Origin of the sequence: Isoptericola sp. NPDC056578 (assembly GCF_042793275.1) — a bacterium.
GTDB lineage: Bacteria > Actinomycetota > Actinomycetes > Actinomycetales > Cellulomonadaceae > Isoptericola.
Window position 1 is genome coordinate 1 of the sequence record NZ_JBHTVC010000028.1, and the last position, 16,397, is coordinate 16,397.

At 76.3% G+C, this 16,397-nt stretch carries 11 protein-coding genes; 5 read left to right on the plus strand and 6 right to left on the minus strand.

What is annotated here, in order from left to right; all coding sequences use genetic code 11:
- Positions 1–61 precede the first annotated feature (61 nt).
- Positions 62–1,735, minus strand: coding sequence for a DEAD/DEAH box helicase (locus ACFQ80_RS12530; protein WP_430549546.1), 1,674 nt, complete (start codon positions 1,733–1,735; stop codon positions 62–64).
- Positions 1,736–2,036: 301 nt separating this feature from the next.
- Between ACFQ80_RS12530 and ACFQ80_RS12535 the strand changes: the two genes are divergently transcribed.
- Positions 2,037–2,711, plus strand: a complete 675-nt coding sequence (locus ACFQ80_RS12535) for a ferritin-like fold-containing protein (protein WP_430549547.1) — start codon at positions 2,037–2,039, stop codon at positions 2,709–2,711.
- Positions 2,712–2,717: 6 nt separating this feature from the next.
- Here the strand turns inward: ACFQ80_RS12535 and ACFQ80_RS12540 are convergent, their stop codons facing one another.
- Positions 2,718–2,942, minus strand: a complete 225-nt coding sequence (locus ACFQ80_RS12540) for a DUF3107 domain-containing protein (protein WP_430549548.1) — start codon at positions 2,940–2,942, stop codon at positions 2,718–2,720.
- 239 nt (positions 2,943–3,181) lie between these two features.
- Here ACFQ80_RS12540 and ACFQ80_RS12545 point away from each other — a divergent pair, with 239 nt between their 5' ends.
- Both ACFQ80_RS12545 and ACFQ80_RS12550 read left to right on the plus strand, forming a co-directional pair.
- The gene (locus tag ACFQ80_RS12545; protein ID WP_430563877.1) at positions 3,182–6,592 is read left to right on the plus strand and encodes a PD-(D/E)XK nuclease family protein; all 3,411 of its coding nucleotides are present in this window, start codon (positions 3,182–3,184) and stop codon (positions 6,590–6,592) included.
- Positions 6,589–10,341 carry a UvrD-helicase domain-containing protein gene (locus tag ACFQ80_RS12550; protein ID WP_430563878.1) on the plus strand — a complete coding sequence of 1,251 codons (3,753 nt, stop codon included), beginning with the start codon at positions 6,589–6,591 and terminating at the stop codon, positions 10,339–10,341. The genes ACFQ80_RS12545 and ACFQ80_RS12550 overlap by 4 nt, the downstream gene beginning before the upstream one ends.
- 3 nt (positions 10,342–10,344) lie before the next feature.
- Here ACFQ80_RS12550 and cynS read toward each other — a convergent pair whose 3' ends face one another.
- The 3 genes from cynS to ACFQ80_RS12565 all read right to left on the minus strand — a co-directional run bounded on the left by cynS (position 10,345) and on the right by ACFQ80_RS12565 (position 12,823).
- Positions 10,345–10,794, minus strand: a complete 450-nt coding sequence (cynS, locus tag ACFQ80_RS12555; RefSeq protein ID WP_430563879.1) for a cyanase — start codon at positions 10,792–10,794, stop codon at positions 10,345–10,347.
- Between the two features lie 49 nt (positions 10,795–10,843).
- Complete coding sequence (locus tag ACFQ80_RS12560) at positions 10,844–11,704, minus strand: formate/nitrite transporter family protein (protein WP_430549552.1); 861 nt, start codon at positions 11,702–11,704, stop codon at positions 10,844–10,846.
- A 195-nt stretch (positions 11,705–11,899) separates the two neighbouring features.
- A complete protein-coding gene (locus tag ACFQ80_RS12565) occupies positions 11,900–12,823 on the minus strand; it encodes a macrolide 2'-phosphotransferase (RefSeq protein ID WP_430549553.1) in 924 nt (307 codons plus the stop codon).
- A 143-nt stretch (positions 12,824–12,966) separates the two neighbouring features.
- Here ACFQ80_RS12565 and nudC point away from each other — a divergent pair, with 143 nt between their 5' ends.
- The gene (gene nudC, locus ACFQ80_RS12570) at positions 12,967–13,968 is read left to right on the plus strand and encodes an NAD(+) diphosphatase (RefSeq protein WP_430563880.1); all 1,002 of its coding nucleotides are present in this window, start codon (positions 12,967–12,969) and stop codon (positions 13,966–13,968) included.
- 21 nt (positions 13,969–13,989) lie between these two features.
- Here the strand turns inward: nudC and ACFQ80_RS12575 are convergent, their stop codons facing one another.
- On the minus strand, positions 13,990–14,259 hold the full coding sequence (locus ACFQ80_RS12575) for a mycoredoxin (protein WP_430549555.1): 270 nt from the start codon (positions 14,257–14,259) through the stop codon (positions 13,990–13,992).
- A gap of 73 nt (positions 14,260–14,332) precedes the next feature.
- Between ACFQ80_RS12575 and ACFQ80_RS12580 the strand changes: the two genes are divergently transcribed.
- The gene (locus ACFQ80_RS12580; protein ID WP_430563881.1) at positions 14,333–16,369 is read left to right on the plus strand and encodes an ATP-dependent DNA helicase UvrD2; all 2,037 of its coding nucleotides are present in this window, start codon (positions 14,333–14,335) and stop codon (positions 16,367–16,369) included.
- Positions 16,370–16,397: the final 28 nt, after the last annotated feature.

The window sequence follows — 16,397 nt, forward strand, 5'->3', positions numbered from 1 at the left end:
GGCGAGACGTCTGAGGAACGAGTCAGCACGCTCGATGCGTACCTGTGGTCGTGCTGGCGGGTCAGCCCTCCGACGGCGCCTGCGGGGCCGACGAGCCGCCCTCGACCGGGCGGCCGCCGCGGGTACGACGACGGTTGCGGTTGCGGCGGCGACGCTGCTCGCCGTCGCCCTGCTCGCCCGCACCGGACGCCGGGGCCTCGGCGCGCTCGCCGGCGCCGTCGGCCGAGCCCTGGCCGGAGCGCGAGCCCTGGCCGGAGCGCGAGCCGCCTCGGCCGCCGCGCGAGCCGCCGTCCCGGCGACCGCCGTCACGACCGCCGTCACGACCGCCACGGTGGCCGTCGCGCTGGCCGGACGAGCTGGTGCGCTTGCCCGTCTCGCCGAGGTCCTCGAGCTCCTCGGCCTCGAGGCCGCCCAGCTGCTGCTTGCTCTTGGGCAGCCGGCCCTTGGTGCCCTCGGGGATGCTCAGGTCGGAGAAGAGGTGCGGCGAGCTCGAGTACGTCTCGACCGGCTCCGGGAACCCGAGGTTCAGCGTGCGGTCGATGAGCTGCCAGCGGGGCACGTCGTCCCAGTCGACGAACGTCACCGCGGTGCCCTGCTTGCCCGCGCGACCGGTGCGGCCGATGCGGTGCAGGTAGGTGCGCTCGTCCTCGGGGCACTGGTAGTTGACGACGTGCGTGACGTCGTCGACGTCGATGCCGCGCGCCGCGACGTCCGTCGCGACGAGGACGTCGATGTGGCCGTGCCGGAACGCGCGCAGCGCCTGCTCGCGGGCGCCCTGGCCCAGGTCGCCGTGGATGGCGCCGGCCGCGAAGCCGCGGTCGCGCAGCTCGTCGGAGACCTTCGCCGCCGTGCGCTTGGTCCGGGCGAAGACGATGGTGCGCCCGCGGCCCTCGGCCTGCAGCAGGCGGGCCAGCACCTCGACCTTGTCCAGCGCGTGGGCGCGGTAGACCACCTGGCGGGTGTTCTTCACCGTCGCGCCGTCGTCGTCCGGCTCGGCCGCGCGGATGTGCGTGGGCTGCGACATGTAGCGGCGAGCCATCGAGACGACCGGACCGGGCATCGTCGCGCTGAACAGCATCGTGTGTCGCACCGCGGGAGTGCGGGCGAGGATCTTCTCGACGTCGGGCAGGAAGCCCAGGTCGAGCATCTCGTCGGCCTCGTCCAGCACGACCGTGGCCGCACGGGTGAGGTTGAGGTGGCCCTGGTTGAGCAGGTCGACCATGCGGCCCGGCGTGCCGACGACGACCTCGACGCCGTTGTTCAGCATCTCGATCTGCGGCTCGTACGCGCGACCGCCGTAGATCTGCGCGATGCGCACGGAGCGCTTCTTCGAGGCGGTGGCGAGGTCGTTGGCGACCTGGACCGCGAGCTCGCGGGTCGGCGCCACGACGATCGCCTGCGGCTTGCCGGGGGCGGGCAGCTCGTCGTAGCCGGGCTCGCCGGGCGCGACGACGCGGTGCAGCAGCGGGACGCCGAAGCCGAGCGTCTTGCCCGTGCCGGTCTTGGCCTGGCCGATGATGTCGTGCCCCTGGAGCGCCACCGGCAGCGTCATCGCCTGGATGGGGAAGGGGTGGGTGATGCCGGACTCGCGCAGGGCCTCGACGATCTCGGGGCGCACGCCGAAGTCGGCGAAGGAGACGTCCTGCGCCTGGATGGCTGCGGGGGTGGAGTAGTCGGGCTCGCCGGTGGCGGGAGCCGTGGGGGCCGCGGTGGCGGCGGGTTCGGTCGTGGTCACGGGTACCTTCGTCTGCTCGTCGGCGCGCGCGAACCGAGGGGCTCCCGAACGGGCCGGGTCCGTCGACGGGCCGCACCGTTCAGGTCACACTCGTCGGGTCGCAAGGAGCGCCGAGGTGGTCGGCAGCCGATCGCGGAAGAACGTCGCTCAGGCTCGGCGGGGATCCCGCCGGGCCGCTGCGGTCGAGTCAGTGGATTGAGACCCATGGCGTGACGACCGGGCAACCGAAGTACACGTCCATGGTACGCGACGGGCGCCCGGTCGGGGTGTGACGTCGACGGTCGCCTCTATCCTGAGGCGCGTGAGCCAGCAGCAGAGCACCCCGGACCCGGCCCTGACGACGCTCGTGGGGCTCGCGGCCTACACGGAGCTGGCGGCGTTCGGCCTGCTCTCGGCCCGGTCGGTGGACGCGCCCGACCTCGCCGTCCGCCAGACCCTGGCGACGGCGGCGGGGGAGTCGCTCGGCCGCCAGGAGCGGCTGCTCGCCCTCACCGCCGCACCCGGGGCCGACGGCGCGGCCGCGGCGATGGCGCCCTTCGACGGGGTGCTCGCCGACTTCGACGCGCGCACGCCCCCGTCCGGCTGGGCGGAGGGGCTGCTCAAGAGCGTCGTGGGGCTCGGCGTCGCGCAGGACCTGTGCCGCGAGCTCGCCGCCGGGCTGCCCGGCGGTGCGGGGGACTTCGTGGCCGCCGTGGGCGAGCCTCGCACCGACGACCCCGCGACCGCCGCGCTGGCGGGGGCCGCCGCGGCGGACGGCGTGCTCGCCGCCCGCCTGGCGCTGTGGGGGCGGCGCGTCGTGGGCGAGGCGCTGGGCCTCGTGCCCGTGCTGCTCGCGGCGCACCCGCCGCTGGCCGCGCTGGCCGCCCGCGCGCGGGAGGCCGTCGACGACGGCGGCGCGTCCACGCAGGCGTGGCTCGTCTCGCGGCTCACCGCCGAGCACACGCGCCGGATGGACCGCCTGGGCCTCGCCGCCTGACGGGCGTCAGAGGGCGCCGAAGCCCACCCTGGCCTGCTCGGTGGCGCCCACCTCGACGTACCCGATCGTGGCGGTCGGCACGAGGATGGTGCGCCCCCGCGAGTCGGTGAGCTCGAGCAGCCCCCCGTCGGTGATGGCGCCGCGCACCGCGGCGGTCACCTCCTCCGCCGTCTGGTCGGTCTCGACGACCAGCTCGCGGGCCAGGTTCTGCACACCGATCGTGATCTCCACGTTGTCTCCTTCGCGAGCCGCGCCGGTCGTGCCGGCGCGCGTCTGTCGGCCGTCTCCCGGCCGTCGGTCGATCCCGGTTCCCCGGACGTCTGCACGATCCTAGCCACGCCCGCGCGCGGGGAAGGGCCCGCGACGCGTTTGTCAGCGGAGGGTGAAACCGGCGCGTCGCGCGCCGGGGACCGGGGCCGTCGCTGGGGCTGTCGGTGGGGCTGTCGGTGGGGCATGGTCGAATCGGTCCCGTGACGTCAGCACCCCTCACCGCCGTGCGCCTCGTGGTGCCGGAGCCTGCCGGCGTCGCGAGCGACGACGTCGTGCTCGACGCGACGCAGGAGGCCGCGGTCGCGGCCGCCCTCGGGGGCGACGTCACGCTCGTGGTCGGCGCCCCGGGCACGGGGCGCACGACGGTCGCGACGACGGTGGCGGTGCGGGCCATGCGCGGCCCGGGGGACGCGCCGGGCGTCGACCCGTCGCGCGTGCTGGTGCTCGCGGCGTCGCGCCGGTCGGCCGCGAGGCTGCGGGACGAGGTGACCGCGCGCGCGGGGCGCACCGTGGGGGCCCCGATGGTGCGCACGCCCGCGTCCGCGGCGTTCGCGGTGCTGCGGGCGCGGGCAGCCGCGCACGGCGACGCGGCGCCCACGCTGGTCTCCGGGCCGGAGCAGGACCTGGTGCTGGCGGAGCTGCTCGAGGGGCACCTGTCGGGAGAGGGCACCGACCTCGTGCTCCCGCCGGGGCTGCCGGAGGAGTCGCTCGGACTGCGCGGGCTGCGCCAGGAGCTGCGCGACCTCCTGATGCGTGCGGCGGAGCGCGGGCTGGGGCCCGTGGACCTCGACGAGCTCGGCCGCCGGCACGACCGGCCCGAGTGGGTGCTCGCCGCGCAGCTCTACGAGGAGTACCTGGACGTCACGACGCTGCGCCTCGGCACCCCGGACGCGGGTGCCCGGTACGACCCGGCCGGCGTGATCGACGAGGCGGCGCACGCCCTCGCGGGCTGGGACGACGAGCTGCCGGACGTGCCGAGGCCGTCGTGGGACCTCGTCGTCGTGGACGACTACCAGGAGGCCACGGTCGCCACGGCACGGCTGCTGCACGTGCTGCACGACGCGGGCGCGCGGCTCGTGCTGCTGGCCGACCCGGACTCCGCGGTGCAGGGCTTCCGCGGCGCGTCCCCCGGACTGGTCGGGCGCGCTGCGGCCCCCGCGCGCGCCGGCGTCGTGGGGGCGTTCGACGCGCGCACCGTCGTGCTGGGCACGGCCTGGCGGCAGCCGGAGGGGCTGCGCGCGGTGACGCGGGCCGTGACGTCGCGCATCGCGACCGTCTCCGGCGCGCTGCACCGCGGCGCCGGTCCGCGGCCGGGCGTCCGCCCGGTGGAGGACGGCGAGGACGCAGAGAACGGAGCCACCGGTCACGGCTCCGACGCCGCGCCGTCGTCGGACGGGACGTCGTCGGACAGGACGGCGGGGGAGGAACCCGCTGGCGCGGAACCGTCGGGCGTGCAGGTCGCGGTGCTCGCCGGGCCGGCACAGGAGGCCGCGTTCGTGGCGCGCGAGCTGCGCGCCGAGCACCTGCTGCACGGCACGCCGTGGGAGCGGATGGCGGTCGTGGCGCGCAGCGGTGACCGGCTGGCCTCGCTGCGCCGCGACCTGGTCGCCGCGTCGGTGCCCGTGGCGCTGCTCGGCTCGGACCTCCCGCTGCGCGACGAGCCCGCCGCGGCACCCCTCCTGGCGGCGCTGCGCGTGTGCGCGGCCGGCGGCGGCGTCGACCGGCTGATCGCGGACGAGCTCGGGGAACCCGGGCCCGGCGCGGGCTCCGCCCTCGACGCCGAGACGGCGGCGCTGCTGCTCACCTCGCCGGTGGGCGGTCTCGACGCCGTGGCGCTGCGGCGCCTGCGCCGCGCCCTGCGGGCGGAGGAGCTGTCGGGCGGGGGCGGGCGGTCGTCGGACGCGCTGCTGGTGGAGGTGCTGGCCGACCCGGCGCGCGCGGAGACCCTGCCGACGCCGGTGCGGCGCGGCCCCGTCGCCGTCGCGCGCGTGCTGGCCGCGGGGAGGGCCGCGGCCGCCGAGCCGGGCGCCACCGCGCAGACCGTGCTGTGGGCGGTGTGGGCGGCCACCGGGCTCGCCGACCGGTGGCGGGACGCGGCGCTCGCGGGCGGACCCGCCGGGGCGCGCGCCGACCGCGACCTCGACGCCGTCCTCGCGCTGTTCCGTGCGGCCGAGACGTACGTGGACCGCATGCCCGGCGCCCCCGTCGCGGCGTTCGTGGACTACCTCGCGTCGCAGGACCTGCCCGCCGACTCGCTCGCGGCGTCCGCGGTGGGCGCGCACGCGGTCGAGGCGCTCACCCCGGCCGGTGCGGCAGGACGCGAGTGGGACGTGGTCGTCGTGGTGGGCGTGCAGGACGGCGTGTGGCCCGACCTGCGGCTGCGTGACTCGCTGCTGGGGTCGCAGGCGCTGGTGGAGCTGCTCGCCGGGCGCTCGGACGACGCGCACGGCATGGGCCCGGAGGCTCGGCGCCAGGTGCTGGCGGACGAGCTCCGGGCGTTCGCGGTCGCCACGTCGCGGGCACGGCGCCGGCTGGTCGTGACGGCCGTGGAGGACGCCGAGGACGCGCCGTCCGTGTTCCTCGACCTCGTGGAACCGCCCGACGGCGACCGTGCGGGGGCCGAGGGGCCGGACCCGCGGCGGGTGACCGTCGGCCCGCCGCTCGACCTGCGCGGCGTGGTCGCCGAGGTGCGCGCGACCCTCGTCAGGGCGGCCGGGCACGGGGACGACGACGGCCCGGTCGGCGTCGCCGCCGCCCTGCTCGCCGACCTGGCCGACGCGGGGATCGCGGAGGCCGACCCGCGCACCTGGTACGGCGTGGCCGCGACGTCCAGCGACGTGCCGCTGTGGGGGCCCCACGACGTGGTGACGGTCTCGCCGTCCAAGGTGGAGACGGTGAGCACGTGCGCCCTGAAGTGGGCGTTCGAGTCGGCGGGCGCCACGGCACCCGACGCCACGCACCAGACGCTCGGCACGCTGGTCCACGCGATCGCGGAGGACCTGCCGAAGGCGTCGCTGTCCGAGCTGCGCGCCGAGCTCGACCGCCGCTGGCCCGAGCTCGCGCTCCCCGACGGCTGGCCGTCGCGCCAGCTGCGCCGCCGCGCCGAGCAGATGATCGAGCGCCTCGCCGCCTACTACACGGAGGCGGGCGACCCGTTGCTGGTGGAGCCGGCGTTCGAGCTGACCGTGGGCCGTGCGCGCCTGCGCGGCAAGATCGACCGCGTCGAGGACGCGGGCGACGAGGGCGTGACCGTGGCCGACCTCAAGACCGGCCGCAGCGCGCCCGCCCGCGCGAAGGCCACCGAGCACCCGCAGCTCGGCGCGTACCAGCTCGCGGTGTCCGAGGGCGCGCTCGACCTCCCGCCGGGCACGCCCAGCGCGGGCGCTCGGCTCGTGTACGTCGGGACGCCGACCGTGGCGCCGACGCTGCGCGACCAGCCCGCGCTGCAGGTCGGCGAGGACGGGTCGAGCTGGGCGCGGGCGCTGGTGGAGAGCGCCGCCGACACGATGGCGGCGGGCCGCTTCACGGCGCACGAGAACGACCTGTGCCCCATGTGCCCCGTGCGCCGGTCGTGCCCCGTGCAGCCCGAGGGAAGGAACGTGATCGAGTGACCGGCGACGGCACCACCGGCACCGACGGCGCTGCCACGCCGGAGCCCGGGGACGACCGTCCCCACGGCGGCCGCGACGACCTCGCCGCCGCGTTCGCGGACGAGACGTGGGCCGCGCTCGGCGAGCCCGGCCGCGAGGCCGACCTCGGGTTCCCCGAGCTCGCCGGCGTCGGCCCGGCCTCGCCGGACGCGGTCCTGTTCGACGACGCGGCGCTCTTCGGCGACTCCGCGCTGGTGGGCGGCCCGGCGGCCGACGGCGGCCCCGGCGCGACGGCGCGCCCCGCGCCCGCGGAGCCGCGGCTGTCCGCCCGCGACATCGCCGAGCTGCTCGGGCGGCCGTCGCCCACGGACGAGCAGGTCGCCGTCATCGAGGCGCCGCTCGAGCCCGTGCTCGTGGTGGCCGGGGCCGGGTCGGGCAAGACGGAGACGATGGCGGCACGCGTGGTGTGGCTGATCGCCAACGAGCTGGTCGCCCCCGAGGAGGTGCTCGGGCTGACCTTCACGCGCAAGGCGGCGGCCGAGCTCACCCAGCGCGTGCAGTCCCGCCTCGCGCAGCTCGCCCGGGCGCAGGGGCGCGCGACGTCGGGCCTGGACCTGCTCGCCCGGCCCACGGTCGCGACCTACAACGCGTACGCGGCCGCGCTGGTCGCCGACCACGGGCTGCGGCTCGGCATCGAACCCGGCTCCCGGCTGCTGGGCGAGGCGAACCAGTGGCAGCTCGCGGCGCAGGTCGTCGAGTCGTGGGCCGACGACCTCGGCACCGACAAGGCGGTGAGCACGGTCGTCGGCGCGGTGCTGGCGCTGTCGGGCGAGCTCGGCGAGCACCTGCTCCCCGTGGACGAGGCGCGCGACGCGCTGGCCGACGTCGTCGCCCGCCTCGACGCGCTGCCGCTCGGCCCCCGGCAGAAGAAGCGGACCAAGGAGGTCCAGGGGCTGATCGACTCGGTCGCGGAGCGGGCCCGCCTGCTCGACCTCGTCGCGGAGTACCGCCGCCGCAAGCGGGTCGCGGACTCGCTGGACTTCGGCGACCAGATCGCGTTCGCCGCCGAGCTCGCCAGGTCGGTCCCGGCGGTCGGCGCGACGGAGCGCTCCCGCTTCCCCGTGGTGCTGCTCGACGAGTACCAGGACACGTCGTACGCGCAGGTGGAGCTGCTCGCCGGGCTGTTCGGCGGCGGGCACGCCGTGACCGCGGTGGGCGACCCGCACCAGTCGATCTACGGCTGGCGGGGCGCTTCGGCGTCGGGGCTGGCCCGCTTCGGCGAGCGGTTCCGGACGCGCGCCGGCGCGCCGGCGGCCGTGCGCTACCTCAGCACGTCGTGGCGCAACGACGCGGCCGTGCTGGCGGCCGCGAACGTCGCCGCGGCCCCGCTGCGCGAGCGCGCACGGCACACCGGCACCGGCGTGGACGTGCCGCCGCTCGACCTGCGCCCCGGCGCGGGCACGGGCGTCGTGCGCGCGCACGTCGCCGCGACGAGCGAGGAGGAGGCGGAGGCGGCCGCGGAGTTCGTCGCGGCGCGCTGGCACCGCGCGACCCGCCGGGACGGCTCCGACCGGGTGACGGCCGCCGTGCTGTGCCGGGCGCGGTCGCAGTTCGCCGCCGTCGAGGTGGCGCTGCGGCGCCGCGGGCTGCCGGTGGAGGTCGTGGGCCTGGGCGGGCTGCTGTCCACGCCGGAGGTGGTGGACGTGGTCGCGCTGCTCGAGGCGGTGCACGACCCCTCGCGCGGCGACTCGCTGCTGCGGCTGCTCACGGGTCCCCGGGTCAACCTCGGTGCCTCCGACCTGCACGCCCTCGGCTCGTGGGCGTCGGACGTGGCCCGCGCCGACGGCGTCCGACCGGGCGACCGTGCGGCCGCGCCGGGCGAGGGCCCGGAGGAGGACGGCGACGCCCCCGTCGTCGTCGAGGGCGACGTCGTGGACCACCGCTCGATCGTCGACGCGCTGGACGACCTGCCGGCCCCGGGCCGCCCCGCCCGCGACGGTCGCGTGCTGTCCGCCGCGGGCCACGGCCGGCTGACGGCGCTGGCCCGGCTGCTGCGCGAGCTGCGGGGCCTCACGTACCTCTCGCTGCCGGAGCTCGTGGTGGTGGCCGAGCGCGCGCTCGGCCTCGACGTCGAGGTCGCCACGGCGCAGGTGCTCGCGGACACGCTCACCCCGGCCACCGGCCCCGGAGGCGGTGCTGCCGCCGGCGTGAGCCTGCGCGGCCGGGAGCACCTCGACGCGTTCCGCGACGTCGCCGCGAGCTTCGCGCAGTCGGCCGACGTCGCGACGCTGGGCGCGTTCCTCGCGTGGCTCGGCGTCGCGGGCGACCAGGAGCGCGGCCTCGACATGCCCGTCCGCGAGCCCGACCCCGACGCCGTGCAGGTCATCACCGCGCACGCCGCGAAGGGGCTGGAGTGGGACGTGGTGGCGGTGCCCGGGCTGGTCGACGGCGTGTTCCCCAGCCAGGCGGAGTCGGCGCAGGGGCGGCTGGACAGCGGGTGGCTCACCGACGTCTCCGCGCTGCCGTACCACCTGCGCGGCGACGCGCCCGACCTGCCCGAGTTCACCTGGGCGGAGGCCGCCGACACCAAGGACCTCGCCGCCCGGCGCGACCGGTTCCGCGCGGACAGCGGCGCGCACCGCCTCGCCGAGGAGCGCCGCCTGGCCTACGTCGCGTTCACGCGCGCCCGCCGGGAGCTGTTCCTCACGGCGCACTGGTGGGGCACGGGCAGCACGCCGCGCCGCGTCTCGCCCTTCCTCGCGGAGCTCGTGGAGGGCGGGGTGGTCGACGCGGGCGGCTGGGCCGAGCAGCCCGACCCGGCGGCGGGCAACCCCCGTGACGACGTCGAGCACGCCGCGCCGTGGCCCCCGCCCGAGCAGTCCGCGGGGGCCGGACGCGCGGACGACCCCGAGCCCGGGACCGACACCGGGCCGGGCGAGGCCCCGACGCCGCGCGACGTCCTGCGGGCGTCGGCAGCCCGGGTCGAGGCGGCGCGCGCCGACCGTGCGCGCAGGGACCCCGCGAGGCCGGAGGGCGGCGCCGCGACCGGTGTGCTGCGCGACGCGGCGGGCCGCGACCTGGTGCTGCTGGCCCGCACGCTGCTCACGGAGCGGGGGGAGCGGGGGTCGCGCGAGGTGGAGCTGCCGGCGCACGTGTCGGCGTCGGGCCTGGTCCGGCTCGCCGGCGACCGCGCCGGGTTCGCGCTCCAGCTGCGCCGTCCGGTGCCGCAGGAGCCCACCGTGCACGCCCGCCGCGGCACGCACTTCCACGAGTGGGTGGAGCGGTTCTTCACGTCGTCGTCGCTGGTCGACGTCGACGACCTGCCCGGCGCCGAGGACGGCGAGATCGCGCCCGACGTCGACCTGGAGACGTTGCGGCAGCGCTTCACGGAGTCCGCGTGGGCGTCCCGCACCCCGCTCGCGGTCGAGGTCGACGTCGAGACGCCGGTGGGCGGCGTCATGCTGCGCAGCCGGATCGACGCCGTGTTCCCCGACGACGACGCCCCGCCCCCCGCCGAGGGCGAGGCGCCGGCGGTCGTCGTCGTGGACTGGAAGACCGGGCACGAGCCGCGCGACGCGGGCGCCCGCTCCGCCCGCGAGGTGCAGCTCGCCGTCTACCGGCTCGCGTGGTCCCGGTACACCGGGCTGCCGCTCGACAAGGTGTCCGCCGCGTTCGTCTACGTCGCGAGCGGTACCACCGTGCGCCCGCGCCGACTGCTGGACGAGGCCGAGCTGGAGGCGCTGGTGCGGGGCGAGCCGCACCAGCGGTAGGCCTCACCAGCGGTAGTCGAGGAACTTCCCGTCGAGGGTCACCACCACGCGGTCGCCGTCCGGGTGGGCGCGGCGGGCGATGTCGACCTGGAAGTTGATCGCCGACATGATGCCGTCGCCGAACTCCTCGTGGATGAGCTCCTTGAGCGCCGGCCCGTACACGGCCAGCGCCTCGGTGAACCGGTAGATGGTCGGGTCGGTGAGCACCGCCTCGTCGCGCACCCGGTACGGCTGCAGCCGCATGGCCTCGGCGACGTCCTCGCCCAGGCCGAGCAGCGTGCAGGCCGCGGACGCCTGCTCCGCGCTCATCGGGTGGTTGCCGAGCAGCGCGGCCGTCGTCCAGACGACCGGTGCGCCGACCTTGTCGGCGATCTCCTGCCAGGTGAGGCCGGAGCGGAGGCGGGCGGTGACGACCTGCTCGGCCGCGGCGGCCTTGGTCATGATCGGGTCCACGGGTGTCCTTCGGTCGGAGGGAGGTCTGGCGTCGACGTGGTGCGGCGGGTCAGCCGACCGGCGCGGCCACGCGGTCCTCGGCGACGGGCTCGGCCGGCGCGGGACGACGGCGCTCGGGCCGGGTGCGGTAGTGCGTGAGGTAGAGCGGCAGGCCGACGAAGGTCAGGCCGCCGACGAGGTTGCCGAGCACGGTCGGGATCTCGTTCCACACGAGGTAGTCCATGACGGTGAAGTCACCGCCGAGCAGCAGGCCGGACGGGAACAGGAACATGTTCACGACGGAGTGCTCGAAGCCCATGTAGAAGAACAGGAACACCGGCATCCACATCACGACGGCCTTGCTGATCGTGTCCTTCGACATGAGGAAGGCGACGACGCCGGTGGAGACCATCCAGTTGCACAGCACGCCGCGGACGAACAGCGTGAGCATGCCGGCCGCACCGTGGTCGGCGTACCCGACGGTGCGCCCCTCGCCGATGTGCCCGAGGGCCTGCCCGATCTCGTTGGGCGGTGTGGAGAACCCGTAGGTGAAGGTGATCGCCATGAGCACGGCCACCGTGAACGCGCCGGCGAAGTTGCCGCAGAACACGAGGCCCCAGTTGCGCCACATGCCGGCCCAGGTGGCGCCGGGGCGGCGGGCGATGACCGCGAACGGCACCAGCGTGAAGACGCCGGTGAGCAGGTCGAAGCCCATCAGGTACAGCATGATGAAGCCGATCGGGAAGAAGGCCGCACCCAGCAGCGGGTTCCCGGTGTTCGTCGAGATGGTCACCGCCATCGCGGCGGCCAGCGCGAGGATGGCCCCGCCCATGAACGAGCGGATGAGGGTGTCCCGGGTGGACATGAACAGCTTCTTCTCGCCGGTGGCGATCATCTGCGAGACGAAGTCCTGCGGCATCACGTACGACATGGCGGACCCTTCGGCGGGAGTGGAGGCGCTGGTGTGCCGCCGAGTCTCGTCGTCGCAGGTTGTGGCCACGTCGCCACGACGTTGAGGTCGTGTTTCGGTACCTCCCGAAGCCGTGAGCCCGGGGTTTCGCCGACCTCGCAGGCCGGGTCGAAGGGCTGTGAGACCGGCGGCTGCGAGACCGCCCCCTCGCCCTGGTCAGGCGGGGGCGTCCTCGCGGGTGGCCTCGTCCAGGTCGGCCAGCATCGCCTCGGCGTCGGCGACGACGTCGTCGAGCCCGCGGCGGACGCCGTGCAGCAGCCAGCGGGCCAGCGCGAGCTCGCCCACGAGCAGCGCGCGGTCCACGAGGCGCGCGTCGTGCAGCTCGGTGCGGCGCAGCTGGTAGGCCTCCATGATCGAGTCCACCGCGTCCGGCGGGGCGGCGACGAGGAGCCAGGCGAGGTCGTCGGCCGGGTCGGCCACGCGGGCGTCGGACCAGCCGCTGATCGCGGTGACCCGTCCGCCCGTGACGAGCATCTGGTCGGTGGCGAGGTCCCCGTGCACGACGACGGGCTGGAAGCGCCACAGGGCGACGTCCTCCAGGGCGGCCTCCCAACGGCGCAGCAGGGTGGGCGGCACCTTGCCGGTCGCGGCCGCCTCGTCGAGCTCGACCAGGCGGCGCTCGCGGTACTCGGCCGCGGTGTACGACGGCAGGCCGCACGACTCGACCACGGACGCGGGCAGCTCGTGCACCGCGGCGAGGGTGCGGCCGAGGTCGGCGGCGAGGCCGGGCCCGGGGCGCAGGGCCTCGAGGTCGAGGGCCGTGCCGGTCACGTGCCGGTGCACGACGGCGCGCCCACCCTCGGGCAGCAGGGCGAAGCCGGCCACCTGCGGGACGGTGAAGGGCAGCACGCCGGCGTCCACGTACAGGTGCAGCGCGTCGAGAAGCTCGGTCTCGGCCTCGAGGGCGGCCCCGGCCATCGTGGTGCGGGGGGCGCGCACGAGCCAGTCGACGCCGTCGTCGGCGGTGACGACGGCGACGTCGTAGTCGCCCGGGAGCTCCTCGGGGCGGACCGAGCGGGCGTCGAGGCCCGGGACGGCGGCCGTCGCGAGGGCGGCGAGGGCGAGCGGACTGCGTGGCACCCGCCCACCGTAGACGGTGCCGGGTCCCGCCCGGGAGCACCGCCGCGCGCGTGTCCGCCGACGTCCCGCGCGCCGTCCCGCCCGGCGCGCGCCCGTCGTCAGGGCGGGCACCCGAGGGCCGCCGCCGCGGGTACGGTCGAGGCGTGACGGCCCCCTTCGCGATCCCCGACCTCTCCTACACGCACGCCACCCACGACCGGGCGGCCGAGCGCCGCGCCGACCCGGGGCTGCTCCCGCGCCTGCTGGCCGACCCCACGACCCGCGTCGTGCTGGTGCTGCGCGGCCGCGTCGCCGTCGACGCCGCGGGAGACCTGCTCCTGGTCGGTGCGGCGGAGGCGGACGGCCTCCCGGCCGAGCCCGAGCGGGCCGACCGCCCCGACGCGCACGTGCCCGGGCACCGGTGGCTGTTCCTCGGCGAGGAGGACGGTGCGGGGCTGCTCGCCCTCGTGCTGCCCGACGAGGCCGACGCCGACGCGGTCGGGATCGAGGGCGTCTCCCCGGCCGCGCCCGCGTCGCGGCTGGCGCGCGAGCACGCCTGGGCGGGGCTGCGCGAGGTGGGCGGACGTCGCGGCGACGCGCTCGCCGCGGAGGCCGTGGCCCTCGCCGCGTGGCACGCGTCGCACGAGCGCTGCCCGCGGTGCGGCGAGCCGACCGTCGTCGAGCAGGCGGGCTGGGTGCGGCGGTGCCCGGTGCAGGACGTCGAGGTGTACCCGCGCACCGACCCGGCGGTGATCATGGCGGTGGTCGACGACGAGGACCGGCTGCTGCTGGGGCACGCCGCGCACTGGCCGGAGGGCCGGTACTCCACGCTCGCCGGCTACGTCGAGCCGGGGGAGGGGCTGGAGCAGGCGGTGCGCCGCGAGGTCGCCGAGGAGACGTCGGTCGTGATCGGCGACGCGCCCGGCGACGTCGTCTACCGCGGCAGCCAGCCGTGGCCGTTCCCGGCGTCGCTCATGCTCGGCTTCCGCGCGCGCGCCGTGGCGACGGACGTCGAGGTGGACGGCGCCGAGGTGACAGCGGCGCGCTGGTTCACCCGCGACGAGCTCGCCGCGGGGGTCCGTGCCGGCGAGGTGGGCCTGCCGGGGCGGCCCTCGATCGCCCGTGCCCTCGTGGAGGAGTGGTACGGGGAGGAGCTGCCCGGCTGACCGGTCGGCCGACCGGTCCCGTCAGGCGGTCAGGCGTGCCTTCACGTCGAGCAGCGACGGGTTCGTCGCCGCGGTGCCGTCGGGGAAGACGACGGTCGGGACGGTCTGGTTGCCGCCGTTGACCTGCTCCACGAACGCGGCCGTCCCCGGCTGCTCCTCGATGTCGATCACCGTGTACCCGATGCCCTCGGAGTCGAGCTGGGTGCGCAGCCGCCGGCAGTACCCGCACCACGCGGTCGAGTACATGGTGACGGTGCCCGGGGCGGGGAGCTGCGGCGTGACGACGGTCATCGGGATCCTCCTGTGACGGTGGCTGGGGACGACGGGAGCGGGGTGTCGGCGACGGCTGCGAGAATCGCAGACGATGTCGACCACCACCAACTCCCCGAGCGCCCCGCTTCATCCCGACGCGATCCTCGACGCCCTCGACCCCGAGCAGCGGGACGTGGCGCTGGCCCTCACCGGGCCGGTGTGCGTGCTCGCCGGTGCGGGTACGGGCAAGACGCGGGCGATCACGCACCGCATCGCCTACGGCGTGCGCACCGGCACCTACAAGCCGACGTCGGTGCTCGCGGTGACGTTCACCGCCCGCGCGGCGGGGGAGATGCGCACCCGGCTGCGTGACCTGGGCGTGGTCGGCGTGCAGGCGCGCACGTTCCACGCGGCCGCGCTGCGCCAGCTCGGCTACTTCTGGCCGCGCGTCGTCGGCGGCGCACCGCCGCGGATCCTCGAGCACAAGGCCTCCGCCGTCGCGGAGGCCGCGCGCCGTGTCGGCGTCAGCGTCGACCGGGTCGCCGTGCGCGACCTGTCGTCCGAGGTCGAGTGGGCCAAGGTGTCGCTCGTCACGGCGGAGGACTACGTGAAGGCGGCCCTCGTCGACGACCGGCCCGCGCCCTCGGGCTACGACCACCAGACGGTCGCGCGCCTCATCACCGCGTACGAGGACGTCAAGACCGAGCGCGGCGTCATCGACTTCGAGGACGTCCTGCTCATGCTCGCCGACATGCTCAACTCCCACCGGCAGGTGGCCGACGAGGTCCGCTCGCAGTACCGCCACTTCGTCGTCGACGAGTACCAGGACGTCTCGCCGCTGCAGCAGTTCCTGCTCGACCAGTGGCTGGGCGACCGCAAGGAGCTGTGCGTCGTGGGCGACCCGTCGCAGACCATCTACTCCTTCACGGGCGCGACCCCGCACTACCTGCTCGACTTCACGCGGACCTACTCCGACGCCCAGGTGGTGCGGCTGGTCCGCGACTACCGGTCCACGCCGCAGGTCGTGCACCTCGCGAACCAGGTGCTGCGCCGCGGCCGGGTCCCCGGGGCGCTGGAGCTGGTGGCGCAGCGCCCCGCGGGCCCGCCCGCGAGCTTCACGGCGTACGACGACGACGACGCGGAGGCCTCGGGCATCGCCGCCCGGGCGGGTCGGCTGATCGCGTCGGGCGTGCGGCCCAGCGAGATCGCGGTGCTCTACCGCACCAACGCGCAGTCGGCGGCGTTCGAGTCGGCGCTCGCGGACGCCGGGATCAGCTATCTCGTCCGCGGGGGCGAGCGGTTCTTCCAGCGCAAGGAGGTGCGCGACGCGATCGTCCTGCTGCGCGGCGCGGCGCGGTCCGCCGACCCGGACCAGCCCATGCCCGAGCAGGTGCGCGACGTGCTCGTCACCGCCGGGTGGACCGAGCAGCCGCCTGCCGCCCGGGGCGCCGCCCGCGAGCGGTGGGAGGCGATGCAGGCGCTCGTCGGGCTGGCCGACGACGTCGCGGCCGCGGCGCCCGAGGACGCGCCGGCCACGATGGCGACCCTGGTCGGCGAGCTGGAGGAGCGGGCCTCGGCGCAGCACGCGCCCACGGTCGAGGGCGTCACGCTGGCCTCGCTGCACGCGGCGAAGGGTCTCGAGTGGGACGCCGTCTTCCTCGCGGGGGTGAGCGAGGGCCTCATGCCGATCTCGCTGGCGGAGACGGACGAGGCGGTCGCGGAGGAGCGCCGCCTCCTCTACGTGGGGATCACCCGCGCCCGCGAGCACCTGGAGCTGTCCTTCGCGCGGTCCCGCAACCCGGGCGGCCGGGCCACGCGCAAGCGCACCCGCTTCCTCGACGGGCTGTGGCCGGACGACCCCTCGGACCGGCGGGGCCGCGGACGTGCGGTGCGCGGCCAGGCGCGCCAGCAGCTCACCGGGGAGCACGACGTCGCCCTGTTCGACGCGCTGCGCGAGTGGCGGCTGTCGGTGGCCCGCGAGACGGACAAGCCGGCGTTCACGGTGCTGGGCGACGCCACGCTGGCCGCCATCGCGGAGCTCAAGCCGACGTCCGTGGCGCAGCTCGCGCGCGTGAACGGCGTCGGCCCGGCGAAGATCGACCGCTACGGGCAGACGATCCTCGCCATCGTGGCGGAGCAGGCCGGCTGAGCACGTACGGCAAAACCCGTATTTGTGA

Coding starts and splice junctions, on each gene's coding strand:
- ACFQ80_RS12560 (WP_430549552.1), bottom strand. CDS start 11,704: ATGTCGTACGTGATGCCGCAGGACTTCGTCTCGCAGATGATCGCCACC.
- ACFQ80_RS12575 (WP_430549555.1), bottom strand. CDS start 14,259: ATGACCGTCGTCACGCCGCAGCTCCCCGCCCCGGGCACCGTCACCATG.
- ACFQ80_RS12580 (WP_430563881.1), top strand. CDS start 14,333: ATGTCGACCACCACCAACTCCCCGAGCGCCCCGCTTCATCCCGACGCG.